The following is a 23,600-nucleotide window of genomic DNA, read 5'->3' as shown; positions in this document are numbered from 1 at the left end:
GGCCCCGCCCGAAGCGGCGCGGGGCATTCCACATCTTGTCGGACATCGGACGTGACTCACCGATATCCGGAGCGTTGACCCGTACGAGGCCACGAACACACGGCCGGATGCGGAGGGGAAGCGTGGGGGCAAGTCCGTACACGAGGGAGCGGCTGGAATCGGCCGCCTCGTCATCGCGAACGCTGTCGGAGGCACTGACGAAGCTCGGGGTCGATCCGAAAGGTCCGACGAGGCGGTACGTCGCCGCCCGCATGAGGAAAATGGAGGTCGCCACCGGACACTTCGAACGCGAGGGCGCGCGCTGGACGAGAGAGATCCTGGAGCCCGCGATCGCCTCCGCGACAAGCATGTGCCAGGTGCTACGAGCCCTCGGCCTCGAAGTGGTGGGCGGCCATCACACGCACATCAGCCGCCGGGTGAAGGCCCTCGGGATCGACACCTCCCATTTCGCGCCGCCTCCCAGGAAGGGAAGGAAACAGCGCCGCAGTCCCGAGGAACTCCTGGTGGCCCAGGGCTCCTCCGACGCCCGCCGGGTACCGGGAGACCGGCTCAAACGGGCCCTGGTCGCCATCGGCGTCGAGCAGCACTGCACGATGTGCGGTACCGGACCCCTCTGGCGCGGCCGGTCGCTCCCGCTCGAAGTGGATCACATCGACGGCGACTGGCGGAACAACCGCCCCGGGAACCTGCGCCTCCTCTGCCCCAACTGCCATTCGGTAACGGACACTTACCGCGGTCGCGGCAAGGCGCGCCGCGACGCGCCCGCGGGAGCGACACGGTGAGCACCGCCACCCGGTACACACGCGAACGGCTGGCCGAAGCGGCCGGGAAGTGCGACAGCATCGACGAGGTCGTCGCGTTCCTGGGCACACGCCCCTACGGCCGGCTCCGCCGGTACCTCCTCGGGCGTTTCGAGCACTTCGGCATCGACGTCTCGCACTTCCGCGGCGGTCGCCGCCGCCGCAGTACAGCACCGCGCCCCTCCAGGGCAGAGCTCGCCGATGCCGTCGCCATGTCCGTCTCCGTGGCGGGCGTTCTCCGGCTGCTGGGCCGTATTGACACCTCAGGAGAGCGGAACCGGCTGCGGAGCTGGGTGGCCGAGGACGGCCTCACCCTCACCCACTTCCTGGGCCAGGGCCATCAGCGGGGACGAGCCGGTCCCACCCCGCTGAAGACCGCCGAGCACGTACTGCTCAAGCACAACGGCGAACGCCGCACGAAAACCGCCCTGCTGCGTCGTGCCCTGCTGGAGATCGGCATCCCGCGGGAATGCGCCGGATGCGGAACCGGCGCCATGTGGCAGGGCAGGCCGATGACGCTCGAAGTCGACCACGTCAACGGCGATTGGAGCGACGACCGGGCCGAGAACCTTCGGCTGCTGTGCCCGAACTGCCATGCCACCACCGACACCTGGTGTCGCGGGGGCCGCCGCCGCGAAGCGCGTTGACAAACCCGCTCTCCCGTTCGGCGCCTTGCCCGATACGATGATGCGGCGGGCGGCCGTGTCGGAATGGCAGACGAGCGGCGCTTAGAACGCCGTGGGAGAAATCCCGTGTGGGTTCGAATCCCACCGGCCGCACATGCTGATGGGCCGCCCTCGACCGGGCGGCCCATCTGCGTGTCTCATCCCACCAGCTCCCGCACCACCGGCACCAGCGCCCGGAAGGCCTTGCCGCGGTGGCTGATGGCGTTCTTCTCCGCCGGGGCCAGTTCGGCGCAGGTGCGGGTCTCGCCCTCGGGCTGGAGGATCGGGTCGTAGCCGAAGCCGTGCGTGCCCGCGGGGACGTGGCGCAGGGTGCCGGTCAGGTGGCCCTCGACGACGCGTTCCGTGCCGTCGGGCAGGGCGAGGGCGGCGGCGCAGGCGAAGTGGGCGCCGCGGTGGGGGGCGTCGATGTCGGAGAGCTGGGCCAGGAGCAGGTCCAGGTTGGCCTGGTCGTCGCCGTGGCGGCCGGCCCAGCGGGCGGAGAAGATGCCGGGGGCGCCGCCGAGTACGTGCACGCAGAGGCCGGAGTCGTCGGCGATCGCGGGGTGGCCGGTGGCCTTGGCGAGGGCGTGGGCCTTGAGCAGGGCGTTCTCCGCGAAGGTGACGCCGGTCTCCTTGACGTCCGGGATGTGCGGGTACGCGTCCGCGCCGACGAGCTCATGGGTGAGGCCTGCGTCGGCGAGGATCGCGTGGAGTTCGGTGATCTTCCCGGCGTTGCGGGTGGCGAGGATGAGGCGGGTCATGCCCCCAGTATCGGGGGTGGTCAGGAGGTGCAGACCTTGCCGATCTCGGCGGCGGCGTCGGCGACCGGGCCGATGTCGGGGGTGGCGTCGCCCTTGTCGATGGCGTCGCGGGCGCCCGCGACGCCCTTCTGGAGGTCGGCGATGGCTTTGCCGAGGTCGGCGTCGCCGGTCTTGCGGCCGAGTTCGCCGATTTCCTTGTCGATCTCGTCGAGGGCCTCGGACGCCTGGGTGGGGTCGCTGCTCGCGTTGGAGACGGCCTGCTGGAGGTTGTCGACGCTGGTGGCGATGGCGTCGGCGGTGCGGACGCAGTCCAGTGCCTTGTCGACGGCGCCGCAGCCGGTCACGGCGGTGAGGGCGAGCGTGGTCAGGGTCAGCGCGACGGCGGTGCGGTGGCGGGCGGCCTTGGCCATGGTGCGGTTCCTCCCCGGGGTACGGATACGCGGACGGGCGCACGGTTCGATCCGTGCGCCCGTGTTCGTAACGACGCGGTGCGGTGTGTGCGCGGTTGCTTCGCGCGGCGGTCGCTATGCGCCGAGGGTGCGGGCGAGGGCGTCGTTCTGGAAGACGGTGAGGTCGGCGCAGCCGGCGGTGGCGAGGTCGAGGAGGGCGCCGAGTTCGGTGCGGTCGAAGGGGGTGGCCTCGGCGGTGCCCTGGACCTCGACGAAGCGGCCGTCGCCGGTGCAGACGACGTTCATGTCGGTCTCGGCGCGGACGTCCTCCTCGTAGCAGAGGTCGAGGAGGGGGGTGCCGTCGACGATGCCGACGCTGACGGCGGAGACGGTGCCGGTCAGCGGCTTGCGGCCGTGCTTGACGATCTTCTTCTGCTGGGCCCAGGTGATGGCGTCGGCGAGGGCGACGTAGGCGCCGGTGATGGCGGCGGTGCGGGTGCCGCCGTCGGCCTGGAGGACGTCGCAGTCCAGGACGATGGTGTTCTCGCCGAGGGCCTTGTAGTCGATGACGGCGCGCAGTGAGCGGCCGATGAGGCGGCTGATCTCGTGGGTGCGGCCGCCGATCTTGCCCCGTACGGCTTCGCGGTCGCCGCGGGTGTTGGTGGCGCGGGGCAGCATGGAGTATTCGGCGGTGACCCAGCCTTCGCCGCTGCCCTTGCGCCAGCGGGGGACGCCTTCGGTGACGGAGGCGGTGCAGAAGACCTTGGTGTCGCCGAAGGAGATGAGTACGGAGCCCTCGGCGTGCTTGCTCCATCCGCGTTCGATGGTGACGGGGCGGAGCTGTTCGGGGGTGCGGCCGTCGATACGAGACATGGCGTCGACCCTATCGGGTGCGGGGTGGCGTCCGTTCGGGTGCGGGGCGGGCTCCGCCGGGGTGGTACGGCGCAGGCCCCGTCCGGGTCGGGCGGGGCCTGTGCGGGGCCGGGCGGGCGGCTCAGCGGGGGGTTTTGGTGCTGGTCACATCATGTCTTCGATGTCGGCGGCGATGGGGTCGGCGTCGGTGCCGATGACGACCTGGATCGCGGTGCCCATCTTGACGACGCCGTGGGCGCCGGCGGCCTTGAGCGCGGCTTCGTCGACCTTGCTGGGGTCGTGGACCTCGGTGCGGAGGCGGGTGATGCAGCCTTCGATCTCGTCGATGTTCTCGATACCGCCGAGCCCGGCGACGATCTTCTCAGCCTTGCTGGCCATGGCCTTCTCCCTGGTTGTTCACATGGTTCTTCACAGGCGTGCGACGGCCCACTCCGGGTCCGTTTCGTCACCGTAACGCACGTTTGGCCCAACTTCGCGAGCGGGTGACTGGACCGTCACGAATGATGACGATCACCGGTGCCCGGTCTTCCAGGCGGGTTACGCACCGTACCTCAACTGGTCTACACCATTCGCAACGACCATCTGCCACACCTTGTTCCGGGAGGATGCCGATGAGCGCGAGCAGCGCCGCAGTGCCGCGCAGGACATGGTGGAACGGGTTCTTCCAGGGGCTCCAGAAGATGGGGCGGAGCCTTCAGCTGCCGATCGCCGTCCTTCCGGCGGCGGGCATCCTGAACCGGTTGGGCCAGCCGGACGTCTTCGGCGCCGAGGGCCTGGGCTGGACCAGCGTCGCCAAGGTGTTCGCGGCGGCGGGCGGTGCGCTGCTGGATTCGGGGCTCGGCCTTCCGCTGCTGTTCTGCGTCGGTGTGGCGATCGGCATGGCGAAGAAGTCCGACGGTTCGACCGCGCTCGCGGCGGTGGCCGGCTTCCTCGTCTACTACGCGGTGCTGCACGCCTTCCCGGTGGACTGCGGACCGGCTTCGACGTTCACGCCGGGCGGCGTCTGGTTCGGTACGTGCGTGACGACGGACGCGAAGGTCACGGCGGCGGCGTACCAGAATCCGGGGGTGTTCGGCGGCATCGTGATGGGGCTGCTGTCGGCCTGGTTCTGGCAGCGGTTCCACCGGGTGAAGCTGGTGGACTGGCTGGGCTTCTTCAACGGCCGCCGGCTCGTACCGATCATCATGGCGTTCGTCGGTCTGCTCTTCGCGGGGCTGTGCGCGTGGCTGTGGCAGCCGGTCGGCGACGGGCTGACCAGCTTCTCGAAGTGGCTGGTGGATCTGGACTGGGTGGGGTCGGGCATCTTCGGTCTGGCCAACCGGGCACTGCTGGTGATCGGGCTGCATCAGTTCCTGAACACCTTTGTGTGGTTCCAGTTCGGTGATTTCACCAAGCCAGACGGGACGGTCGTGCACGGTGACATCAACCGGTTCCTGGCGGGTGACCCGACGGCCGGGCAGTTCACCTCCGGGTTCTTCCCGATCATGATGTTCGCGCTGCCCGCGGCGGCGCTGGCGATCTACCACTGCGCCAAGCCGCACCGGCGCAAGGCGGTCGGCGGCATGATGCTGTCCGTCGGGCTGACGTCGTTCGTGACGGGGATCACCGAGCCGATCGAGTACTCGTTCCTCTTCGTCGCGCCGCTGCTGTACGGGATCCACGCGGTGCTCACGGGCGTCTCGATGGCGGTGACCTGGGCGCTGGGAGTGAAGGACGGGTTCAGCTTCTCGGCGGGGCTGATCGACTACGTCATCAACTGGAGCCTGGCGACCAGACCCTGGCTGATCATCGTGATCGGCCTGGGATTCGCCGTCGTGTACTACGTGATCTTCCGGATCGCGATCACTCGGTTCAACCTCCAGACGCCGGGCCGGGAGCCCGACGAGCTGGAGGAGGAGATCGAGAGAAACCTCACGAAGTAGCACGTCAGGGGGGTGACGGAGACTTCGTACCCCCTTGCTGGAAGGCCCTCGGACCCAGGCGGTCCGGGGGTCTTCGGCATGTCACCGAGGGTCGGCGATAGCTCATGCGAAGTAGTCGGTTTTCGCAGGTTCCTTATCCAACCCTCACCGTGCTACAACTGGTCTACACCACTGAGTGGTACAGACCACGTGGCGCTCTGCCGCGTTCTTCGAGTCGCCGCCTTCCCCCCTGATCAACGTCCCGGGCGGCGCCTTGCCCCCATGGAGGAAGTTGATGAGTACGGCCACCGCTGCGGCGGCTCCCGCGAAGAAGCGGGGCTCCGGCCTGTTTCAGGGTCTGCAGAAAGTGGGGCGCAGCCTCCAGTTGCCGATCGCCGTCCTGCCGGCCGCGGGCATTCTGCTCCGCCTCGGCCAGAACGACGTGTTCGGCAAGGACGGTCTGGGCTGGAACAAGGTCGCCGCGGTCTTCATGACCGCCGGTGACGCCGTCTTCGCCAACCTGCCGCTGCTCTTCTGCATCGGTGTCGCCATCGGGTTCGCGAAGAAGTCCGACGGTTCGACCGCGCTCGCCGCTCTCGTGGGCTTCCTCGTCTACCAGAACGTCCTCAAGGCGTTCCCGGTGACCGAGGAGAAGATCCAGGCGGGCAAGGACATCGCCGCGACCTACAACGACCCGAAGGTCTTCGGCGGCATCATCATGGGGCTCATCTCCGCCGTCGTCTGGCAGCGGTACCACCGCACCAAGCTGGTGGACTGGCTCGGCTTCTTCAACGGCCGTCGCCTCGTGCCGATCCTCATGGCCTTCATCGGCACCGCGATGGGTGTGCTCTTCGGTCTGGTCTGGGAGCCGATCGGCAACGTCATCACCGACTTCGGCGAGTGGATGACCGGGCTGGGTGCCGTCGGTGCCGGGATCTTCGGTCTCGTCAACCGCGCGCTGCTGCCCATCGGCATGCACCAGTTCGTGAACACGGTCGCCTGGCAGGAGATCGGCACGTTCAAGGACCCGGCCGGCGCCCTGTGGCACGGCGACCTGAACCGGTTCTTCCACGGTGACCCGACCGCCGGTCAGTTCATGTCCGGCTTCTTCCCGATCATGATGTTCGCCCTCCCGGCCGCCGCGCTGGCCATCGCGCACGCCGCCCGTCCGGAGCGCCGCAAGGCCGTGATGGGCATGATGATGTCGCTGGCCCTGACCTCGTTCGTGACCGGCATCACCGAGCCGATCGAGTTCGCGTTCATGTTCATCGCGCCGGTGCTGTACGCGATCCACGCCGTCCTCACCGCGCTCTCCATGGCCGTGACCTGGGCGCTGGGCGTGCACCACGGCTTCACGTTCTCCGCCGGTGCGATCGACTACTTCCTGAACTGGAACCTGGCGAGCAAGCCGTGGATGATCATCCCGATCGGTCTCGTCCTCGCGGTGGTCTACTACGTGGTCTTCCGCTTCGCGATCACCAGGTTCAACCTCACCACGCCGGGCCGCGAGCCCGAGGAAGAGATCGAGGACCTGACGAAGGCATAGACCCCACCGGTCCTGCCGTCACCCGTGCGTACGCGACGGGGCGCCCGCTCTCCCACGGGGAGCGGGCGCCCCGTTCCGCGTTCCCCGCACGGGAAGTCCGCGCCCCCGGGCCTCGGATTTCGGGCCCCGGACGCCGTACCTCAGACCTCGTACACCGCGCCCGCCACCGCCACCTCGGCCGGGCCGTGGAAGACCGTGCGGGCGTCGGCCAGATTGCGTTCCGCGTCGGTCCACGGCGGAATGTGCGTCAGGACGAGCCGCCCCACCCCGGCGCGGGCGGCGATCTCCCCCGCCTCGCGGCCGTTGAGATGGAGGTCGGGGATGTCCTCCTTGCCGTGGACGAACGACGCCTCGCACAGGAACAGGTCGACGCCCTCCGCCAGTTCGTCCAGGGCCTCGCAGACCCCTGTGTCGCCGGAGTACGCCAGCGAGCGGCCGCCGTGCTCGATCCGGATCGCGAAGGAGTCGACGGGGTGGCGGACCTTCTCCGTACGGACCGAGAAGGGGCCGATGTCGAACGAACCCGGCTTCAGCGTGTGGAAGTCGAAGACCTCGCCCATCGCGTGCTCGGACGGGGTGTCGCCGTGGGCCGCGGTCAGCCGCTGCTCGGTGCCGTCCGGGCCGTAGACGGGGACGGCGGCGGGGCGGCCGCCGTCGTGCCGGTAGTAACGGACGACGAAGTACGCGCACATGTCGATGCAGTGATCGACATGGAGATGACTGAGGAAGATGGCGTCGAGGTCGTAGAGACCTGCGTGGCGCTGCAGCTCGCCGAGGGCGCCGTTGCCCATGTCGAGGAGCAGCCTGAAGCCGTCGGCCTCTACGAGGTAGCTCGAACACGCCGATCCCGGGGACGGGAACGAGCCGGAGCAGCCGACGACGGTGAGCTTCATGGAGCGTGAACCTCCGTGACGTGGGAACGGGGAGGGTTCGTGCGGTCGGTTGAGCGGTTTGTCGAGCCTAAGGCGCGAATCAGCCGGTCGCTCCTCCACGGCCGCCCGTTGTGGGGGAACTCACCTGCGCTGTCACCGGTTCGATGGAAGCGCCGAGGACACCGGTACGGTCGGGGGCATGGACATGTCCTGGTGGTGGATCGCGCTGGTTCTCGTCGTGCTGCTCGCGCTCGTCGCGGCGGTCGCCGACGGCCGGGGCCGGGGCGGGCGCGGACCGCGTGGCCGGACCCGTCCCCCGGCGCGCCCGGGGCGCGGTGCGGGGCGCGGTCCGGGGCGTGGATCCGGCCCGGAGCACGGGCCCCGGCCGGGTGAGATCTGGTGGGCCGAGGTGCCGTACGAGGACGGGCCCGGGGCGAAGGACCGGCCGTGCCTGGTGCTGTCGGTGCGGGGCGGTTCGGCGCGCGTGGCGAAGATCACCAGCAAGCTTCACGCGGAGCGGCCCGGGGTGATCCCGTTGCCCGCGGGTGCGGTGGGCGACGTGCGGGGCCGGGCCAGCTTCCTGGAGACGGACGAGCTCCGGGACGTCGCCGTGCGGGCGTTCCGGCGGCGGGTCGGCGTGGTGGACGCGGCGGTGTGGAAGCGGGTGCGGGGGCTGGGCTGAGGTGGTTCCGGCGGGCCCGGGCCGAGGTGGTTCCGGCGGGCCTGGACCGGCCCGCCGGATGCCGTCCCGCGTACGGGGCCTACGCCCAGAGCTGGCCCTGCAGTGTTTCGATGGCCGCTTCGGTGGTCGGGGCGGTGTAGACGCCCGTCGACAGGTACTTCCAGCCCCCGTCGGCGACGACGAAGACGATGTCGGCGCTCTCCCCCGCCTTCACGGCCTTCCGGCCGACGCCGATCGCGGCGTGCAGTGCGGCGCCGGTGGAGATGCCCGCGAAGATGCCCTCCTGCTGGAGGAGCTCGCGGGTGCGGGTGACCGCGTCCGCCGAGCCGACGGAGAAGCGGGTGGTGAGGACGGAGGCGTCGTACAGCTCGGGGACGAAGCCCTCGTCGAGGTTGCGGAGCCCGTAGACCAGGTCGTCGTAGCGCGGCTCGGCGGCGACGATCCTGACGTCCGGCTTGTGCTCGCGCAGGTAGCGGCCGACGCCCATGAGGGTGCCGGTGGTGCCGAGGCCCGCCACGAAGTGGGTGACGGAGGGGAGGTCGGCGAGGATCTCCGGGCCGGTGGTGGCGTAGTGGGCGCCCGCGTTGTCGGGGTTCCCGTACTGGTAGAGCATCACCCAGTCCGGGTGCTCGGCGGCCAGTTCCTTGGCGACGCGTACGGCCGTGTTGGAGCCGCCCGCCGCCGGGGAGGAGATGATCTCGGCGCCCCACATGGTGAGCAGGTCGCGCCGTTCCTGGGAGGTGTTCTCCGGCATGACGCACACGATGCGGTAGCCCTTGAGCCTGGCCGCCATGGCGAGCGAGATGCCGGTGTTGCCGCTGGTGGGCTCCAGGATGGTGCAGCCGGGGGTGAGCCGGCCGTCCTTCTCCGCCTGCTCGACCATGTGGAGCGCCGGGCGGTCCTTGACCGAGCCGGTGGGGTTGCGGTCCTCCAGCTTGGCCCAGATGCGGACGTCGTCCGAGGGCGACAGCCGCGGCAGGCGGACGAGCGGGGTGTTGCCGACCGCGGCGAGCGGGCTGTCGTACCGCATCAGCGCATGCCCGCCCGTCGGTCGGCCGACGCCGCGGCGGATCCTCCGGCGACGGCCGGGAGGATCGTGACGTTGTCGCCGTCGGTCAGCTCGGTGGCGATGCCGTCGAGGAAGCGGACGTCCTCGTCGTTGAGGTAGACGTTCACGAAGCGGCGCAGTTCGCCGCCGTCGACGATGCGTTCGCGGATGCCGGTGTGGCGGCTCTCCAGGTCCGTGAAGAGGTCGGCGAGGGTCTTGCCGTTGCCCTCGACGGCCTTGGCGCCGTCGGTGTAGGTGCGGAGGATGGTCGGGATGCGGACCTCGATGGCCATGACGGGCTCCTGTCGGATGCGGAGAATGCGGCGGATGCAGGGAGTGCGGGAAGGCACGGGGTGCGGGAGTGGTGCGGGGCGCGCGGCTCGGCCCCGCGCGGGGGATGTGGTGCGTGGCTGTGTGCCGCTCGGGCCGTGGCCCTGCTCAGGACCCCGGTCAGGCCCTGCGTCCGGCGGGCGGGCAGCATGGACAGATCGCGCTGGAGAGCCTGCACAGGTCGACGTGCAGCCGCGCGACGAGCAGTGTGCCCGGCGTCTTGTCGCTCACGTCATGGGGAACCATGCGCTCATCGTATCGATTCCCGGTCCGCGATCCCGAGTGTGATCTCAGCTACTGGACGCTTGGCGTTCGGCAGGCGGACGGGGGCGGTGTCCGTCCCTTCCCCCGTCCGCCCGTGCGGGGTGGTCGCGGCCGGGTCAGGCCGGTTCGTACGCCTCGACGACCCGGACCTCCTCCTCGGTGATCTCCCCGTCCACGATGCGGTACGAGCGGAACTGGAAGGGGCCCGCGTCGTCGGTGTCCGCCGTGGAGACGAGCACGTAGTGGGCGCCGGGCTCGTTGGCGTAGGTGACGTCGGTGCGGGAGGGGTAGGCCTCGGTCGCGGTGTGCGAGTGGTAGATGATCACCGGCTCCTCGTCGCGGTCGTCCATCTCGCGGTAGAGCTTGAGGAGGTCGGCGGAGTCGAACTCGTAGAAGGTGGGCGAGCGGGCGGCGTTGAGCATCGGGATGAACCGCTCGGCGCGGCCGGTCCCGGCCGGTCCGGCGACCACGCCGCACGCCTCGTCGGGGTGGTCCGCGCGGGCGTGCGCGACGATCTGGTCGTGGAGCGCCTGGGTGATGGTCAGCATGGCGCCAGGATAGGCGGAGGGGCCACCTCGTACCGGAGTGTGGTACGTGGCGGCCCGCATCGTGGACGGGGGTGCGTGGCTCAGTCCTTGGCGAAGGCCCGGTTCGCGGGGTCGCGGGCCTTGAGGAGCCGGTACGAGACGCCGAGGAGCGCGGCCCAGAGCGGGGCGCAGTACAGCGAGATCCTGGTCTCCGCGTCGAGGCCCATCATCACGACGACCACGCCGAGGAAGGCCAGCGCGAAGACGCTGGTGTACGGGGCGCCGGGGGCCCGGAAGGGCGAGGACGGGAGCAGGGCGCGGTCGGCGAGGCGCCGGTAGCGGAGCTGGCAGACCAGGATCATGATCCAGGCCCACATGCCGGAGACGGTGGCGAAGGAGACGACGTAGGTGAAGGCGTCGCCGGGCCAGCGGTAGTTGATCCAGACGCCGACGAGCATCAGGGCGGCGGAGAAGGTGGTGCCGACGAGCGGGGTGCCGCCGCGGGTGAGCCGGGTGAAGTGCCGCGGGCCCTGCCCGTTGCGGGCGAGGTCGCGCAGCATGCGGCCGGTGGAGTACATCCCGGAGTTGCAGGACGAGAGCGCGGCGGTGAGCACGACGAAGTTGACGATTCCGGCGCCGAGGCCGAAGCCCATGGTGCGGAAGGCGGCGACGAACGGGGAGACGTCGGGGCTGAAGGCGGTCCACGGGACCACGCAGAGGATCATGACCAGGGCGCCGACGTAGAAGACGGCGATGCGCCATGGCACGGTGTTGATGGCCCTGGGCAGGACGGTCGCGGGGTCCTTGGACTCGCCCGCGGTGACACCGACGAGCTCGACGGCGAGGAAGGCGAACATCACGATCTGCAGGGTGGCCAGGGTGCCCCCGACGCCGTGCGGGAAGAACCCTCCGTCGGCCCAGAGACGGCTGACGGACGCGGTGTCCCCGGCGTCGGAGAAACCGAGGGTGAGAATGCCCGCGCAGATGAGGATCATGCCGACGATGGCGGTGACCTTCACCATGGAGAACCAGAATTCCATTTCCGCGAAGAGTTTCACGGAGATGAGGTTCGCGCCGTACAGGACGACGGTGAAGACCAGCGCGGAGAGCCATTGCGGGGCGGCGAACCAGTACGTCATGTACTGGGCGGCGGCGGTGACTTCGGTGATTCCGGTGACGACCCAGAAGAGCCAGTAGGTCCATCCGGTGGCGAATCCGGCGAAGGGGCCGACGAATTCACGGGCGTATTCGGAGAAGGAGCCCGACACCGGCCGGTACATGAGGAGTTCGCCCAGGGCGCGCATGATGAAGAAGATGACCAGCCCGGCGACGGCGTACGCCAGGACGAGGCTCGGCCCGGCCTTGGCGATCGCCCTTCCCGCGCCGAGGAAGAGGCCGGTGCCGATGGCTCCGCCGATGGCGATCATCTGGATCTGCCGGGCGCCGAGCGCGCGCCGGTATCCCTCGCCCGTCGCACCGGTGTCCGCGCGGTCCGGGGCCCGTCGGCCTTCCCGGCCCTCGTCGAGCTGTGCCGATGTCATGCGCCGCGCCTTTCGCCGTGCCCGCCCACCCGGAAATTATGTGGCGGTCAGCACAAGCAAAAGCCGATGAACGCACTCCGTCGCAGTAATCATGACCATTCAGGTGAGGCGTTCGTCATTCCGTTTCCATGGCGAACACATCTCTGCCTCACGCCCCTGCCTACGGCATCAGCGTTTCCACCAGCGTCTCCTGGAGCGCGCCGAGCCAGAGGAAGGCCATGACCATGGGCTTGCGCGGGTCACTGTCGGGGAGCCGGTAGAGCGAGCCGGGGTCGCTGCCGTCCTCCTCGGTGACCTCCAGCCGGGTGCCGATGGTGAGCCGGAGGTCGTTGAGGGTGCCCAGCCAGCTGCGGGATCCGTCGGCGTCGAGCTCGAGCACGGCCTCGCCGTCCTCGTCGGCCTTGAGGGCGTCCAGGGTGCGGACGACGGCGAGGGCGTCGGTGCGCTTGCGGGCCCGCAGGTCGTTCTCGGTGAAGCGGCGGAACTCCGCGGACGCGGCCCGCAGTTCGCTGTCGCCGGCGCCGTACGCGTCGGGGAAGAGGCGGGCCAGGGCGGCATCGGCGGGCGGCTCGCTGGGGCCTTCCGCGAAGAGGGCGGCGAGCGGGTCGGCGCCTTCGGCGGGTTCGTCGCCGGGTCCGATCAGCTCCAGCAGCTGGACGGCGAGGGAGCGCAGGATCGCGATCTCCACCTCGTCGAGCACGACGGACGCGCCGCCGCCGGGGGTGGCCTCGAAATGGCCGGCCATGGGTCTTCTCCGATGATGGGTCGTTCGGGGCGGGCGGGGCGGGACCGGACGGGTCAGTTGCGGTCCTGGGTGAGTGTGGCCCACAGCCCGTAGCCGTGCATGGCCTGGACGTCGCGCTCCATCTCCTCGCGGCTGCCGCTGGAGACCACCGCGCGCCCCTTCTGATGGACGTCCATCATCAGCTTGCGCGCCTTCTCCTTCGGATAACCGAAGTAGGCCTGGAAGACATAGGTCACATAGCTCATGAGATTGACCGGGTCGTTGTGGACCAGCGTCACCCAGGGGACGTCGGGCTCGGGGACGACGAGGCTTTCCTCGGCCGATTCGGGACGCTCGATCTCTGCGGGGGCGACGCTCACCCACCCCATGCTGCCACCCGGGAGGGCTCATCGCACAAACGACCCGACATCTCGTCACTCTGACGAAATAGGGGTAGCATCCGGAACATGAACTCTGCGGACCTTGGTCGACGGGTCGGCGTGCCCTCGACCGCGCTCTTCACCGACCAGTACGAGCTCACGATGGTGCAGGCGGCGCTGAAGGCCGGCACGGCCGAGAGGCGCTCGGTCTTCGAGGCCTTCACCCGCCGGCTGCCCGAGGGACGGCGCTACGGCGTCGTCGCGGGCATCGGGCGGGTGCTGGACGCGGTGGAGAACTTCCACTTCGACGACGAGATGCTCACGTTCCTGCGCGAGCGGTCGATCGTCGACGGGCCCACGCTGGACTGGCTGGCCGACCACCGCTTCAACGGTGACATCTGGGGCTACCCCGAGGGCGAGGTGTACTTCCCCGGCTCGCCGATCCTGCGGGTCGAGGGCTCCTTCGCCGAGTGCGTGCTGCTGGAGACGGTGATCCTCTCGATCCTCAACCACGACTCGGCGATCGCCGCCGCGGCCTCGCGGATGTCCGCAGCCGCCGGCGGGCGCGGGCTGATCGAGATGGGTGCGCGCCGCACCCACGAACTGTCCGCGGTGGCGTCCGCCCGTGCCGCGTACGTCGGCGGCTTCGACACCACCTCCGACCTGGCCGCGGGCTTCCGCTACAACATCCCCACCGTCGGGACCAGCGCCCACGCCTTCACCCTGCTCCACGACACCGAGCGCGACGCCTTCCGCGCCCAGGTCGACTCACTGGGCCGCGGCACGACGCTGCTGGTCGACACCTACGACGTCGCCGAGGCGGTCCGCACGGCGGTCGAGATCGCCGGGACGGAGCTGGGCGCGGTACGGATCGACTCCGGCGACCTGCTGCTGGTCGCGCACCGGGTGCGCCAGCAGCTGGACGAGCTGGGCGCCACCGACACGAAGATCGTGGTCACCTCCGACCTGGACGAGTACGCCATCGCCTCGCTGGCCGCGGCGCCGGTCGACGCGTACGGGGTGGGCACGCAGCTGGTGACCGGCAGCGGACAGCCCACCTGCTCGATGGTCTACAAGCTCGTCGCCCGCGCCGACAGCGCCGACCCCGCGGCGCCGCTGCGTCCGGTGGCCAAGAAGTCGCTCGGCTCGAAGTCGTCGGTGGGCGGCCGCAAGTGGGCCGCGCGGCGGCTGGACGAGAACGGGGTGGCCGAGGCGGAGGTCGTCGGCACCGGCCCCGTGCCCCCGGAGCTGGCCGACCGGCAGCTGCTGGTCGAGCTGGTCCGGGGCGGCGAGGCGGTCGCCCGGGAGCCGCTGGACGCGGCGCGCAAGCGGCACATCACGGCCCGGGCCGGGCTGCCGATGTCCGCGGTGCAGCTGTCACGGGGCGAGCCGGTGATCCCCACGGAGTACGTCTGAGCGCCGAAGGAGCACGACTCGGGCCCCGCCCCCTCCCGGGCCGGGGCCCGAGTGCCTAGGCTCGGAACCGAGCCCCGCACGTCCGTCCCCCTCCCCCCACTCGCTAAGGACACCCGTCATGCACCGCGCCTTGATCGTCGTCGACGTTCAGAACGACTTCTGCGAGGGCGGCAGCCTCGCCGTGGCGGGCGGCGCCGACGTCGCCGCCGCGATCACCGATCTGATCGGTGACGCCCAGGCCGGGTACCGCCACGTCGTCGCGACCCGGGACCACCACATCGACCCGGGCGACCACTTCTCCGACCGGCCGGACTTCGAGCACTCCTGGCCCGCGCACTGCGTGGCCGGTACGGAGGGCGTGGGCTTCCACCCGAACTTCGCCCCGGCGGTCGCCTCGGGGGCGATCGACGCGGTGTTCGACAAGGGCGCCTACGCGGCGGCCTACAGCGGCTTCGAGGGCATCGACGAGAACGGCGCGGGCCCGGCCGACTGGCTGCGCGAGCGCCGCGTCACCGAGGTCGACGTCGTGGGCATCGCCACCGACCACTGCGTACGGGCCACGGCGCTGGACGCGGTCCGGGCGGGCTTCACCACGCACGTCCTGCTCGACCTGACCGCGGGCGTCGCCGAGGAGACCACGGAGCGGGCCCTGGAGGAACTCCGCAGGGCGGGCGTGAAGCTCTCCGGCAAGCCGGTGGTGTAAGCCCCCGCCCCCGCCCCCGCCCCCGCCGCACCGTCCCGTCGTGCGGCTCGGGCGTACGGCCCCGTCGTGCGGCTCAGGCCGTGCCGTGGGCCGGGACGGGCCGGGCCGGGCGGAGCAGGGCGCGGATCGGGTGCCAGAGCTCCTGGGCCCGCTCCGGGCGCGCCCGCCACAGCAGCCCGTCGGGGTGGTGGAGCACGGCGGTGATCTCGTCGGGGGTGGGCGGCTCGGCATTGCCCCGGAGGTAGACCGCGCTCAGGCCCGCGTTGCGCAGCCGGGTCAGGGCGCGGGGCCGGTTGGCCGCGTGCACCAGGACCCGGACCGGGGTGCCCGGGGCCGCGCCGCCCTTGGGGCTGGGCAGCGTGATCGCCACCACCACGCTGCCGTTCGGCAATGTGCAGAATCCGCCGCCAGCCATGATCCGTGCTCCCCCGTGAGACACCGCGTCAATAAGTACCTGAACAAGACGCACCTAAACACGATCGGCCGCCGCCCGCTAGAGGGCGACGGCCGATCATGCTTTGACCTGCGATTACGCGAGGTTACTTCTTGGACGGACCGACCTGGACGGTGATCGTCTTGCCACTGGCGGGCTGGTTGACGATCGAGATCCGGGTGTTCGTGTCAGGGACCTGAACGCTTCCGGTCGGGTTCTCGTCGTACCAGTACGTGCCCTTGTGGTCGTCGAAGGCCGAAACGCCGGGCTGCGACTTGATCCGGACCGGGACGTCCGCGTTGTGCAGCGTGAACGCGTCGGTGCGGAAGCGGCTGAAGGGGGCGTCGAACGGCTGGATCTTGTTACGGATGACCGTGCCGTCGGCCCACTTCAGGGGCTTGGCGTGAGCGTCGACCGGAAGGATCAGGCCCTGGCCCGGGTGGACCGAGACGTTGTTGTCCTTCTGCGACTTGTCCCACAGCCAGACCATCAGACCGGTCTGGTACGGGTAGTGCTCGACCCAGTCGGGGCGGGTCTTGGAGAAGCCGAAGTTGTACGGGCCGACCTCGAGGGTCTTGTCGTAGCTGACGTACTGGCGGTTCTCCGCGATGTAGTACTGCGGGTAGTCCTTGGTGAAGGACTGGCCGACGCGGGAGAAGCCCTTGGCGGTCCAGCCGCTGTCGTCGCCCTCGGCGTTGTCCGAGAAGACCACGGCACCGTCGGCGGTGAGCGCGATGGTGTCGGCCGCGAAGCCGATGCCGCCCGCGCCGCCGTCGGTGGCGTAGCGGAAGCGGACGTCGATCTTCTTGCCCGCGTAGGCGTCCAGCGAGTACGAGAGCTTCTGGTACTTGCCGGAGACGTCGGTCAGGGCCGGCTTGTCACTGGCGTCGCGGGGGATCGCCTTGCCGTCGGCCGTGCCGTCGATCGCGGTCCAGCTGGCACCGCCGTTGTCCGACACCTCGGTGTAGAGGAAGTCGTAGTCCTTCTCGATGTCCCACCAGCCGGCGAGGTCCAGGGAGGCCTTGGACTTGCCGGTCAGGTCGACCGAGCGGGTCAGGGTGTTGTTCAGGTTGTCGCCCATGTCGCTCCACCACTGCTTGGAGCCCTCCGCCGGCTTGGTGACGGCGGTGGTGACTGCCTTCTCGGGCAGCGTGACGACGAGCGCCTGCTTGTTCTTGGTGTTGTACTCCGAGACACCCAGCTTGTGGGTCGACTTCGTCGCGGCCTTGGCCTCGGCGTAGTCGAGCCAGCCCAGCTGGAGCTTGTCCCAGGCGGTCATGTCGCCGGGCAGGTCACCGATCTCGTTCCGGCCGGTGCCGAGCCAGGAACCCGCCGACATCAGGGACCAGAAACCGACCGAGTTCTCGGCGGTGTTGGTGGTGTCGTACAGGTCCGGCAGGCCCAGGTCGTGGGCGTACTCGTGGGCGAAGACGCCCAGGCCGCCGTTCTCGGGCTGCGCGGTGTAGTCGCCGACCCAGATGCCGGTGTCGCCGATCTGGGTGCCGCCGGCCTTGTTGTTGGCCGGGCCGGTCGCGCCGGCGTCGGTGCCGTAGGCGTACCAGCGGTGCGCCCAGACGGCGTTGGTGCCCTCGGCGCCGCCACCCGCGGACTCGTCCTCGCCGGCGTGGACGATCTGGAAGTGGTCGATGTAGCCGTCGGGCTCGTTGAAGTCGCCGTCGTTGTCGTAGTCGTCCCGGTCCCACTGGTCGTACTGGGCGAGATCGGCCTTGATCTGGTCCGTCGTACGGCCCTTGGCCTTCTGGTCGGCGACCCAGGCGTTCACGCCGTCCCGGATCATGTCCCAGACGTTGGCGCAGTTGGTCGAGCCGCAGTAGTTGGAGCCGTAGCGGGCCTCGTTGTACGGGACCTTGACCCAGTCGGTGACCTCGCCGTCGACCGAGTAGCGCCCGGAGGACGTCTTCTCGTAGTACGTCTTCAGGGAGTCCTTGCCGGCGCCCTCGCCGAAGTACAGCTCCTGGAAGTGGGCCTGGTTGTAATCGGCCTTCCAGGCGGTGCTGTTGTCCTTCTTCGGGTCCGGCTTGGCGATCGCGTTGTGCAGCGGACCGGGCGTGCCGCCGTACTTCGGGACGGCCGGCTTCGGGCCGTCGCCGTCCGGGTCGTACATGGTCGTGTTGTCGACCTTGTCGCCGAACTCGACCAGGATCGTGAAGATCTTGTCGGTCTTCTCGCGGCCGAGCTCGACGTACTTCTTGTCGTCGAGCTTGACGACCTTGGAGCCGTCCCGCTTCGCGACCTTCTTGTCGCCCGATATGACCTGCTCCAGGGCGGCCTGACGCTTTGCGTCCCGCTCCTCGGTGAACGGCCCCTTGAGGTCGTGCTCACTGCCCTTGGCCGACCCCGGGTCGCGGCGGTCGATCGTGGTGCTCTTGGCACCCGGTGCCTGGTCGTCCGCCTGCGCGGTGGCGAAAGCCGACGCCGTGGCGGTCGTCGCGGCCATGGCCACGACAATCGCGGCAGCGCGCAGCGCCAGTTTGTTTGTGGTCACTTGATGCAGTCCTCCCCGGCACTCGCCGCTGCGGCCAGGGGTGATGTGTGGGCCGCGCGCGCGAATACGCGTCACAAGTGACGACATTCGACCGGAGTTACGCGAGAAAAGACAGATCTTGACTTGCACAGGCCAAGTGCACTATGCAGGAGTGATCTTCCGTTATCCGGACGTTAACCGAACGCGTGACCGGCGCGTCAGGGGCCAAACCCGGTTCCGGACATGACTCCGTGCGCCCCCTGTGCATCGGAACCGCGGGCCGGGCCGGGCTTACCCCCGACTGCTCCCGGGCATCCACGTCGTAGCGTCGTGCGGCCGGGCGACCGTGTCGGGCGGCCGACCTTCGTTGCCCCGAGGACGGATTCCGCCATGCCGCGTCCCGCCATCGCCCAGCTCGCCTACGGTTCGCTCACCGTGGTCCTCACGACCCTCGCGATGCTGCTGCTCTCCCGTACGGATTCCACGGCCGGGATCGCCGTCGCCGGTACGGCCGGGTTACTGCTCGGTCTGCTGGTGGCCGTGACCGTGCCCCGGCCCGCCCCCGCGTCGCCCGCGCGACGCGCGAAGGCCCGGTCCGCGGTGCGGGTGCAGCCCGACCCGGTCTCCGCGGCCGTCGAGGCCGAGGGCCTCGCGCGCGACGCGGAACGGGGCCCGGGCGCCGCACCCCGCGAGACCGCGCCGGGGCCCGCGGCTCCCTCGGAGGGACCCGGGGGCCGTTCCTCGCTCCGGCACTGACGCCGTCGCGGCCCGGGCCGTGGCTCAGTTGGTCTGGACGACCACCGTCTTCGCCGCCTTGTCGTGGAGGCCCTGCCGGTACGGCTTGTCGGTGAACATGAGCACGATGTTGATCAGCCACCACAGGCACGGGCAGCACAGCAGCGCGGGCAGCCACAGCACCACGGCCCGCAGGAACGACGTACCGCTGTCCGGGACCCGGCCGTCGTTGAGCATGGCGACCCGCATCTTCAGCATCCGCTTGCCGAGGGTCCGGCCGTCCTTGTGCGTGAAGTACGTGTCGTACGCGACGTAGACGACCAGGCCGATCAGCGACCAGATCATCTGATGGCCGCTGTAGGTCTGGCTGAACACGTCACCGAAGTCGTTGCCGTCGCCGTTGCCGTTCTTCACCTCGACCGCGCCGCCCCAGGGCAGGGAGATCAGGTAGAGCGGGATCGAGATGATCAGGAAGTCGATCAGCCGGGCCAGGATCCGCTTGCCCGGCTCCGCCAGCGGCGGCATCCCGGCCAGCGGATCCGCCCCGCCGTACGGCCCGCCGCCGTAGGGGCCGGGGTCGTACGGCGGCGGGGGCGGCGGGGGCGGGCCGCTGCCGTACGGCGATCCCGACGACGGCGGCTGCTCGTGCGGCGGCTTCTTGAGGAACGGGTCGTCCTCGGGCGGCTGACCGGACGCCGGCTGATCGTTGCTCATGGGGGCAGTGCATCCCGGTCCGGGAGTGGCCGCAACGGCTCAGGTGCGTTCGGGGGACCGGCCCGCCGGAACCCGGCCGGACCGCCGTGGATCAGCCCGCCACGAAGGTGTGCGCCGCCTTGTCGTGCCAGCACTGACGCCACGGCCGGTCGACGAGGCACCACAGCATGTCGGCCACCCCGATCACGAGCAGGCCCAGCACCCCGTGGACCAGCCAGCGGCGCAGCGCGGCGCCGAAGGACGGGGGGTCGTGGGACTCGATGTCCCGCACGTCGAGGCCGCAGAGCTTCTTGCCGAGCGTGCGGCCCCACTTGGCCACGGGCAGCGCCTCCAGCAGGACGCCGAGCACCAGGAACGCGGCGATCACGCCGCCGAACAGGACGGCCGTGGTGGAGTCCACCAGCCAGACGGTGACCGTCTCGCCGGACAGCTTCGCCGCCTCGATCTTCCCGTCGATGTGGTCCAGCGCCCGGGTGACGAGCGGGAATCCGGCCGCGCCGACGAGCGCCATCAGGACGACGGTGTCGATCAGCCGGGCCGCGAACCGCTTGCCGAGTCCGGCGGGCCGGGCCGCCGCCTGGGCCTGCGCGAGCTGCTGGAAGGGGTCGTCGACCGGCGGCTTCCACGGCACGACGGGCTGGTCCGGCAGGGGCCCCTGCGCACCGAACTGCGGCTGGGCCGGGGGCTGCGGCTGGAAGGGGTGCTGCTGCTGGGCCGGGAGCTGCGGGCGGGGCTGCCGGGCGGGCGGGGCGGCGTACGGGGCGGGCGGACCGGCCTGCTGCGCCCAGGGCGCGGGCGCCTGACCCTGCGCCGGAACCTGGCCCTGGACCGGCGGTTGGTGTGCGGGGGCCTGGTGCTGGGCGGGTGGCTGGCCCTGGGCGGGGGCCTGGTGCTGGGCCTGGTTCGGTACGGGGGTGGGGGTGGCGGGGGGCTGCGGCGCGTTGCCCGGGGTGACCGCGCGGATCGTCATCGTCCCTTCCCCGGCGGTGGGTTCGGGCTCCCGGCGGGCGGGCCGGGCCGTTCGGATCGCCGCCGTGTGCTCGGGGGCCTGGGCCGGGATCTGTGCCCGGGCCGGTTCCGGTTCCGTGGCCGGGGAGGGCACGACGGGCGCGGCGGACTCGGCCTCGGGCGCGGGCGCCGGCGCGGCGGCGGGCTGCCGGGGGTCGGCCGGTGCCGCGGGGCCGCCGGGGGTGCCGGAGCCGTCGGCGGTTCCAGGGGTTCCAGGAGCTCCGGAGTCCCCCGTACCGCCCCAGGAGACCCGGCGGTCGTGCTCCCCGCCGAAACCGGTCTGCCGGGAGGCGTCGGCCTGCCAGGCGGTGGCCGGTTCCGGACGGCTGCCGTCGGAGGGGCCCTCGTCGAGGAAGACCGGACCGGTCTCCTCGGCCGGTGCCGGATCCTGGCCGGCCGCCCGCGGGCCGGCCTCGGCCAGGAGCTCCGGCGCGGCGGGCCCCGGTTCCGTCGGGTCCGTTCCGGACGGTGCCTCAGGCATCGATTCGCCCTGCTGGGGGGCGGGACGGCTCGTGCCGGGCACCCACGAAGCGCCGTTCCAGTACCGGACATATCCGGGGATGGACGGATCGGGGTAGTACCCCTCACGGGGGCGTTCTTCACCGGGTGCCGGGGTTGGGGCGCTCATCACCGTGGTCCCGTATCTCTTCGAGGCCTGATTGCAACGGGTCCACATCTACCAGACACCCGCGTACCGCTGGGCCACTCCAGGGCTTTGGACCGCTTTCCGGTCGCCCGGAAATTTTTTCCGGAAGTCGCGTAATGGATGGCGGGGAGGGCGCTCTCTCCTTGTGCGGGCCGGTCGTGGGACCGGTCCACAGGCACTGGAAGGACGCACTCATGCACACCGTCGTCGAACGCGAGCTGGAACTCAAGCTGGTCCTGTCGCCCGAGCGCAGCATCCCCGTACCCGCCCGTCTGATGTACCGCACGGCGGACCCGTACGCCGTGCACATCACCTTTCATGTCGGCTCCGAGTGCCCGGTCCACTGGACGTTCGCCCGCGATCTGCTGATCGAGGGGGTGTTCCGGCCGTGCGGCAACGGGGACGTGCGGATCTGGCCGACCAAGATCGACAAGCGCAATGTCATCTTCGTCGGGCTGACCGCGCCCGACGGCGACGCCCTGCTGGAGGTGCCGTCGGCCCAGGTGGCCGCCTGGGTGGAGCGGACGCTGCGGGTGGTCCCGCCCGGCACGGAGGCCGAGCTGCTCGGACTGGACGAGGCCCTTGCCGAACTGCTCGCCCCGCTGCCCGCCGACGACCTGTGGATGTGCGACCCGTGGTCCTCGGACGACGCGCAGGACGGCGAGGCGTGAGGGGCCGCGCGAGCGCCCCGCCGTCAGAACACCTTCCCCGGGTTGAGCAGGCCCAGCGGGTCGAAGGCCTGCTTGATGCCGCGGTGCAGTTCGACGCCCACGTCGCCGAGTTCGCGCGCGAGCCATTCCTTCTTCAGGACGCCGACGCCGTGCTCCCCGGTGATCGTGCCGCCGAGTTCCAGGCCGAGCGCCATGATCTCGTCGAACGACTCGCGGGCGCGGCGCGACTCGTCGGCGTCGGTGTGGTCGAAGCAGACGACGGGGTGGGTGTTGCCGTCGCCGGCGTGGGCGCACACGCCGATGGTGAGGTCGTACTTCCCGGCGATGGCCGCGGTGCCGTCCAGCATGGCGGCGAGCCGCGAGCGGGGGACGCAGACGTCGTCGATCATCGTGGCGGAGCTGACGGTCTCCAGCGCGGTGAGCGACATCCGCCGGGCCTGGAGCAGCAGGTCGGACTCGGCGGCGTCCTCCGCGGGGACCACCTCGGTGGCGCCCGCCGCGGTGCACAGTTCGGCGACGGCTGCCAGGTCGGCCGAGGGGTCCGGGGTGTCGAAGGCGGCGAGCAGCAGGGCCTCGGTGGTGTCGGGGAGGCCCATGCCCGCCATTCGGTTGACGGCCTGGATCGTGGTGCGGTCCATCAGTTCGAGGAGTGACGGAGTGTGACCGCGCTCCATGATTCGGCACACCGCGTCACAGGCGGTGGCCGCGCTCGGGAACTCCGCGGCCAGGACCAGCTGGCGCGGCGGCCGGGGCTTCAGCGCGAGCACGGCCCGCACGACGATGCCGAGGCTGCCCTCGGAGCCGACGAAGAGCCGGGTGAGGTCGTACCCGGCGACGCCCTTGGCCGTGCGGCGGCCGGTGCTGAGGAGGCGTCCGTCGGCGAGCACGACGTCCAGGCCGAGCACGTACTCGGCGGTGACCCCGTACTTCACGCAGCACAGGCCGCCGGACGCGGTGCCGATGTTGCCGCCGATGGTGCACATCTCCCAGCTGGAGGGGTCCGGCGGGTAGTAGAGGCCGTGCTCGTCGACCGCCCGGGAGAGCACCGCGTTGATCACACCGGGTTCGACGACCGCGATCCGGTCGACCGGGCTGATCTCCAGGATGCGGTCCATCTTCACCAGGGACAGCACGATGCAGCCGTCGGTGGCGTTGGCCGCGCCGGACAGGCCGGTCCGGGCCCCCTGCGGTACGACGGGTACGCGCAGCTCGGTGGCGGTACGCATGACGTGCTGGACCTGCTCGACGGTGCGCGGGAGCACGACGACCGCCGGGGCGCCCGCCTCGCAGAAGCTCGCCATGTCGTGGGCGTAGGAGGCGGTGACGTCGGGATCGGTGATCAGGGCTTCGGCAGGGAGCCCCGCACGGAGTGCTTCGAGGAGTCCGTTCATGATCCAAGCGTGGCATCCGGGCCCATTGGTGTGAACCCGTCTGCCGCGGCCTTCGCACACCCTGGTGCGCTCGTATGACTGACGCAGAGTGATCG

At 70.5% G+C, this 23,600-nt stretch carries 26 protein-coding genes and 1 tRNA gene; 10 read left to right on the top strand and 17 right to left on the bottom strand.

The genetic code is table 11. From position 1 onward, the window contains the following. Positions 1–122 precede the first annotated feature (122 nt). The 3 genes from ACFCV8_RS16730 to ACFCV8_RS16720 all read left to right on the top strand — a co-directional run bounded on the left by ACFCV8_RS16730 (position 123) and on the right by ACFCV8_RS16720 (position 1,579). Positions 123–782 (top strand): HNH endonuclease signature motif containing protein, encoded by a 660-nt coding sequence (locus ACFCV8_RS16730; protein WP_376686082.1) that lies wholly within the window; start codon positions 123–125, stop codon positions 780–782. After that, complete coding sequence (locus ACFCV8_RS16725) at positions 779–1,447, top strand: HNH endonuclease (protein ID WP_376686079.1); 669 nt, start codon at positions 779–781, stop codon at positions 1,445–1,447. Before ACFCV8_RS16730 ends, ACFCV8_RS16725 begins: the two co-directional genes overlap by 4 nt. A gap of 49 nt (positions 1,448–1,496) precedes the next feature. Then, positions 1,497–1,579 (top strand) — tRNA-Leu (locus ACFCV8_RS16720). Positions 1,580–1,623: 44 nt separating this feature from the next. On the opposite strand, the gene rdgB is transcribed toward ACFCV8_RS16720, so the two are convergent. The 4 genes from rdgB to ACFCV8_RS16700 form a co-directional block, all read right to left on the bottom strand. Beyond that, entirely contained in the window at positions 1,624–2,226 is a 603-nt protein-coding gene (gene rdgB / locus ACFCV8_RS16715; protein WP_376686078.1) for an RdgB/HAM1 family non-canonical purine NTP pyrophosphatase, read from the bottom strand. A 20-nt stretch (positions 2,227–2,246) separates the two neighbouring features. After that, positions 2,247–2,636, bottom strand: a complete 390-nt coding sequence (locus tag ACFCV8_RS16710; RefSeq protein WP_376686077.1) for a hypothetical protein — start codon at positions 2,634–2,636, stop codon at positions 2,247–2,249. A 114-nt stretch (positions 2,637–2,750) separates the two neighbouring features. Next, positions 2,751–3,488, bottom strand: a complete 738-nt coding sequence (gene rph, locus ACFCV8_RS16705) for a ribonuclease PH (protein WP_376686076.1) — start codon at positions 3,486–3,488, stop codon at positions 2,751–2,753. A 144-nt stretch (positions 3,489–3,632) separates the two neighbouring features. Then, a complete protein-coding gene (locus tag ACFCV8_RS16700; RefSeq protein WP_014156020.1) occupies positions 3,633–3,866 on the bottom strand; it encodes a glucose PTS transporter subunit EIIB in 234 nt (77 codons plus the stop codon). Between the two features lie 233 nt (positions 3,867–4,099). Here ACFCV8_RS16700 and ACFCV8_RS16695 point away from each other — a divergent pair, with 233 nt between their 5' ends. Both ACFCV8_RS16695 and ACFCV8_RS16690 read left to right on the top strand, forming a co-directional pair. After that, the gene (locus ACFCV8_RS16695) at positions 4,100–5,410 is read left to right on the top strand and encodes a PTS transporter subunit EIIC (protein ID WP_376686075.1); all 1,311 of its coding nucleotides are present in this window, start codon (positions 4,100–4,102) and stop codon (positions 5,408–5,410) included. Between the two features lie 274 nt (positions 5,411–5,684). Then, complete coding sequence (locus ACFCV8_RS16690; protein ID WP_376686074.1) at positions 5,685–6,935, top strand: PTS transporter subunit EIIC; 1,251 nt, start codon at positions 5,685–5,687, stop codon at positions 6,933–6,935. 140 nt (positions 6,936–7,075) lie between these two features. Here ACFCV8_RS16690 and ACFCV8_RS16685 read toward each other — a convergent pair whose 3' ends face one another. Then, positions 7,076–7,828 (bottom strand): MBL fold metallo-hydrolase, encoded by a 753-nt coding sequence (locus ACFCV8_RS16685; RefSeq protein WP_376686073.1) that lies wholly within the window; start codon positions 7,826–7,828, stop codon positions 7,076–7,078. Between the two features lie 178 nt (positions 7,829–8,006). Between ACFCV8_RS16685 and ACFCV8_RS16680 the strand changes: the two genes are divergently transcribed. Then, positions 8,007–8,489 carry a type II toxin-antitoxin system PemK/MazF family toxin gene (locus tag ACFCV8_RS16680; RefSeq protein ID WP_376686072.1) on the top strand — a complete coding sequence of 161 codons (483 nt, stop codon included), beginning with the start codon at positions 8,007–8,009 and terminating at the stop codon, positions 8,487–8,489. Between the two features lie 79 nt (positions 8,490–8,568). On the opposite strand, the gene ACFCV8_RS16675 is transcribed toward ACFCV8_RS16680, so the two are convergent. The 7 genes from ACFCV8_RS16675 to clpS all read right to left on the bottom strand — a co-directional run bounded on the left by ACFCV8_RS16675 (position 8,569) and on the right by clpS (position 13,312). Further along, positions 8,569–9,519, bottom strand: coding sequence for a PLP-dependent cysteine synthase family protein (locus ACFCV8_RS16675; protein WP_376686071.1), 951 nt, complete (start codon positions 9,517–9,519; stop codon positions 8,569–8,571). Continuing rightward, positions 9,519–9,830 (bottom strand): MoaD/ThiS family protein, encoded by a 312-nt coding sequence (locus ACFCV8_RS16670; RefSeq protein WP_376686070.1) that lies wholly within the window; start codon positions 9,828–9,830, stop codon positions 9,519–9,521. Before ACFCV8_RS16670 ends, ACFCV8_RS16675 begins: the two co-directional genes overlap by 1 nt. 157 nt (positions 9,831–9,987) lie before the next feature. Then, positions 9,988–10,113 carry a putative leader peptide gene (locus ACFCV8_RS16665; protein ID WP_376686069.1) on the bottom strand — a complete coding sequence of 42 codons (126 nt, stop codon included), beginning with the start codon at positions 10,111–10,113 and terminating at the stop codon, positions 9,988–9,990. Positions 10,114–10,247: 134 nt separating this feature from the next. Further along, positions 10,248–10,679, bottom strand: a complete 432-nt coding sequence (locus ACFCV8_RS16660; RefSeq protein ID WP_376686068.1) for a Mov34/MPN/PAD-1 family protein — start codon at positions 10,677–10,679, stop codon at positions 10,248–10,250. An 80-nt stretch (positions 10,680–10,759) separates the two neighbouring features. Next, positions 10,760–12,199 carry an amino acid permease gene (locus tag ACFCV8_RS16655; protein WP_376686067.1) on the bottom strand — a complete coding sequence of 480 codons (1,440 nt, stop codon included), beginning with the start codon at positions 12,197–12,199 and terminating at the stop codon, positions 10,760–10,762. 160 nt (positions 12,200–12,359) lie between these two features. Next, positions 12,360–12,944: a DUF2017 domain-containing protein gene (locus ACFCV8_RS16650; RefSeq protein ID WP_376686066.1), complete on the bottom strand. Its 585-nt coding sequence runs from the start codon at positions 12,942–12,944 to the stop codon at positions 12,360–12,362. A 53-nt stretch (positions 12,945–12,997) separates the two neighbouring features. Beyond that, entirely contained in the window at positions 12,998–13,312 is a 315-nt protein-coding gene (clpS, locus tag ACFCV8_RS16645; protein ID WP_376686065.1) for an ATP-dependent Clp protease adapter ClpS, read from the bottom strand. Between the two features lie 78 nt (positions 13,313–13,390). On the opposite strand from clpS, the gene ACFCV8_RS16640 reads away from it, so the two are divergent. Next, the gene (locus ACFCV8_RS16640) at positions 13,391–14,719 is read left to right on the top strand and encodes a nicotinate phosphoribosyltransferase (protein ID WP_376686064.1); all 1,329 of its coding nucleotides are present in this window, start codon (positions 13,391–13,393) and stop codon (positions 14,717–14,719) included. A gap of 118 nt (positions 14,720–14,837) precedes the next feature. Continuing rightward, positions 14,838–15,422, top strand: coding sequence for an isochorismatase family protein (locus tag ACFCV8_RS16635; RefSeq protein WP_376686063.1), 585 nt, complete (start codon positions 14,838–14,840; stop codon positions 15,420–15,422). A gap of 73 nt (positions 15,423–15,495) precedes the next feature. Here the strand turns inward: ACFCV8_RS16635 and ACFCV8_RS16630 are convergent, their stop codons facing one another. Together ACFCV8_RS16630 and ACFCV8_RS16625 are read right to left on the bottom strand one after the other, a co-directional pair. Continuing rightward, a complete protein-coding gene (locus ACFCV8_RS16630) occupies positions 15,496–15,837 on the bottom strand; it encodes a hypothetical protein (protein ID WP_376686062.1) in 342 nt (113 codons plus the stop codon). 124 nt (positions 15,838–15,961) lie between these two features. After that, positions 15,962–18,313, bottom strand: coding sequence for an immune inhibitor A domain-containing protein (locus ACFCV8_RS16625; RefSeq protein WP_376686081.1), 2,352 nt, complete (start codon positions 18,311–18,313; stop codon positions 15,962–15,964). 417 nt (positions 18,314–18,730) lie between these two features. Here ACFCV8_RS16625 and ACFCV8_RS16620 point away from each other — a divergent pair, with 417 nt between their 5' ends. Next, positions 18,731–19,096, top strand: a complete 366-nt coding sequence (locus ACFCV8_RS16620; protein ID WP_376686061.1) for a hypothetical protein — start codon at positions 18,731–18,733, stop codon at positions 19,094–19,096. A gap of 24 nt (positions 19,097–19,120) precedes the next feature. On the opposite strand, the gene ACFCV8_RS16615 is transcribed toward ACFCV8_RS16620, so the two are convergent. Both ACFCV8_RS16615 and ACFCV8_RS16610 read right to left on the bottom strand, forming a co-directional pair. Then, positions 19,121–19,789: an RDD family protein gene (locus ACFCV8_RS16615; RefSeq protein ID WP_376686060.1), complete on the bottom strand. Its 669-nt coding sequence runs from the start codon at positions 19,787–19,789 to the stop codon at positions 19,121–19,123. Between the two features lie 91 nt (positions 19,790–19,880). Continuing rightward, positions 19,881–21,425 (bottom strand): RDD family protein, encoded by a 1,545-nt coding sequence (locus ACFCV8_RS16610; protein ID WP_376686059.1) that lies wholly within the window; start codon positions 21,423–21,425, stop codon positions 19,881–19,883. A gap of 212 nt (positions 21,426–21,637) precedes the next feature. Here ACFCV8_RS16610 and ACFCV8_RS16605 point away from each other — a divergent pair, with 212 nt between their 5' ends. After that, on the top strand, positions 21,638–22,114 hold the full coding sequence (locus ACFCV8_RS16605; protein WP_376686058.1) for an SsgA family sporulation/cell division regulator: 477 nt from the start codon (positions 21,638–21,640) through the stop codon (positions 22,112–22,114). Between the two features lie 23 nt (positions 22,115–22,137). On the opposite strand, the gene ACFCV8_RS16600 is transcribed toward ACFCV8_RS16605, so the two are convergent. Beyond that, a complete protein-coding gene (locus tag ACFCV8_RS16600) occupies positions 22,138–23,505 on the bottom strand; it encodes an FAD-binding oxidoreductase (protein ID WP_376686057.1) in 1,368 nt (455 codons plus the stop codon). Between the last annotated feature and the right edge of the window lie 95 nt (positions 23,506–23,600).

Source organism: Streptomyces sp. NPDC056347, from assembly GCF_042262625.1.
GTDB lineage: Bacteria > Actinomycetota > Actinomycetes > Streptomycetales > Streptomycetaceae > Streptomyces.
The sequence above is the reverse complement of the archived record's forward strand: the minus strand, read 5'-3'. Positions and strand labels throughout refer to the sequence as shown.

Bases quoted from the DNA above. Each gene is read 5' to 3' on its own strand.
- rdgB (WP_376686078.1), bottom strand. From the start codon at position 2,226: ATGACCCGCCTCATCCTCGCCACCCGCAACGCCGGGAAGATCACCGAA.
- ACFCV8_RS16710 (WP_376686077.1), bottom strand. From the start codon at position 2,636: ATGGCCAAGGCCGCCCGCCACCGCACCGCCGTCGCGCTGACCCTGACC.
- rph (WP_376686076.1), bottom strand. From the start codon at position 3,488: ATGTCTCGTATCGACGGCCGCACCCCCGAACAGCTCCGCCCCGTCACC.
- ACFCV8_RS16700 (WP_014156020.1), bottom strand. From the start codon at position 3,866: ATGGCCAGCAAGGCTGAGAAGATCGTCGCCGGGCTCGGCGGTATCGAG.
- ACFCV8_RS16695 (WP_376686075.1), top strand. From the start codon at position 4,100: ATGAGCGCGAGCAGCGCCGCAGTGCCGCGCAGGACATGGTGGAACGGG.
- ACFCV8_RS16690 (WP_376686074.1), top strand. From the start codon at position 5,685: ATGAGTACGGCCACCGCTGCGGCGGCTCCCGCGAAGAAGCGGGGCTCC.
- ACFCV8_RS16685 (WP_376686073.1), bottom strand. From the start codon at position 7,828: ATGAAGCTCACCGTCGTCGGCTGCTCCGGCTCGTTCCCGTCCCCGGGA.
- ACFCV8_RS16680 (WP_376686072.1), top strand. From the start codon at position 8,007: ATGGACATGTCCTGGTGGTGGATCGCGCTGGTTCTCGTCGTGCTGCTC.
- ACFCV8_RS16675 (WP_376686071.1), bottom strand. From the start codon at position 9,519: ATGCGGTACGACAGCCCGCTCGCCGCGGTCGGCAACACCCCGCTCGTC.
- ACFCV8_RS16670 (WP_376686070.1), bottom strand. From the start codon at position 9,830: ATGGCCATCGAGGTCCGCATCCCGACCATCCTCCGCACCTACACCGAC.
- ACFCV8_RS16665 (WP_376686069.1), bottom strand. From the start codon at position 10,113: ATGGTTCCCCATGACGTGAGCGACAAGACGCCGGGCACACTGCTCGTC.
- ACFCV8_RS16660 (WP_376686068.1), bottom strand. From the start codon at position 10,679: ATGCTGACCATCACCCAGGCGCTCCACGACCAGATCGTCGCGCACGCC.
- ACFCV8_RS16655 (WP_376686067.1), bottom strand. From the start codon at position 12,199: ATGACATCGGCACAGCTCGACGAGGGCCGGGAAGGCCGACGGGCCCCG.
- ACFCV8_RS16650 (WP_376686066.1), bottom strand. From the start codon at position 12,944: ATGGCCGGCCATTTCGAGGCCACCCCCGGCGGCGGCGCGTCCGTCGTG.
- clpS (WP_376686065.1), bottom strand. From the start codon at position 13,312: ATGGGGTGGGTGAGCGTCGCCCCCGCAGAGATCGAGCGTCCCGAATCG.
- ACFCV8_RS16640 (WP_376686064.1), top strand. From the start codon at position 13,391: ATGAACTCTGCGGACCTTGGTCGACGGGTCGGCGTGCCCTCGACCGCG.
- ACFCV8_RS16635 (WP_376686063.1), top strand. From the start codon at position 14,838: ATGCACCGCGCCTTGATCGTCGTCGACGTTCAGAACGACTTCTGCGAG.
- ACFCV8_RS16630 (WP_376686062.1), bottom strand. From the start codon at position 15,837: ATGGCTGGCGGCGGATTCTGCACATTGCCGAACGGCAGCGTGGTGGTG.
- ACFCV8_RS16625 (WP_376686081.1), bottom strand. From the start codon at position 18,313: ATGGCCGCGACGACCGCCACGGCGTCGGCTTTCGCCACCGCGCAGGCG.
- ACFCV8_RS16620 (WP_376686061.1), top strand. From the start codon at position 18,731: ATGCCGCGTCCCGCCATCGCCCAGCTCGCCTACGGTTCGCTCACCGTG.
- ACFCV8_RS16615 (WP_376686060.1), bottom strand. From the start codon at position 19,789: ATGAGCAACGATCAGCCGGCGTCCGGTCAGCCGCCCGAGGACGACCCG.
- ACFCV8_RS16610 (WP_376686059.1), bottom strand. From the start codon at position 21,425: ATGAGCGCCCCAACCCCGGCACCCGGTGAAGAACGCCCCCGTGAGGGG.
- ACFCV8_RS16605 (WP_376686058.1), top strand. From the start codon at position 21,638: ATGCACACCGTCGTCGAACGCGAGCTGGAACTCAAGCTGGTCCTGTCG.
- ACFCV8_RS16600 (WP_376686057.1), bottom strand. From the start codon at position 23,505: ATGAACGGACTCCTCGAAGCACTCCGTGCGGGGCTCCCTGCCGAAGCC.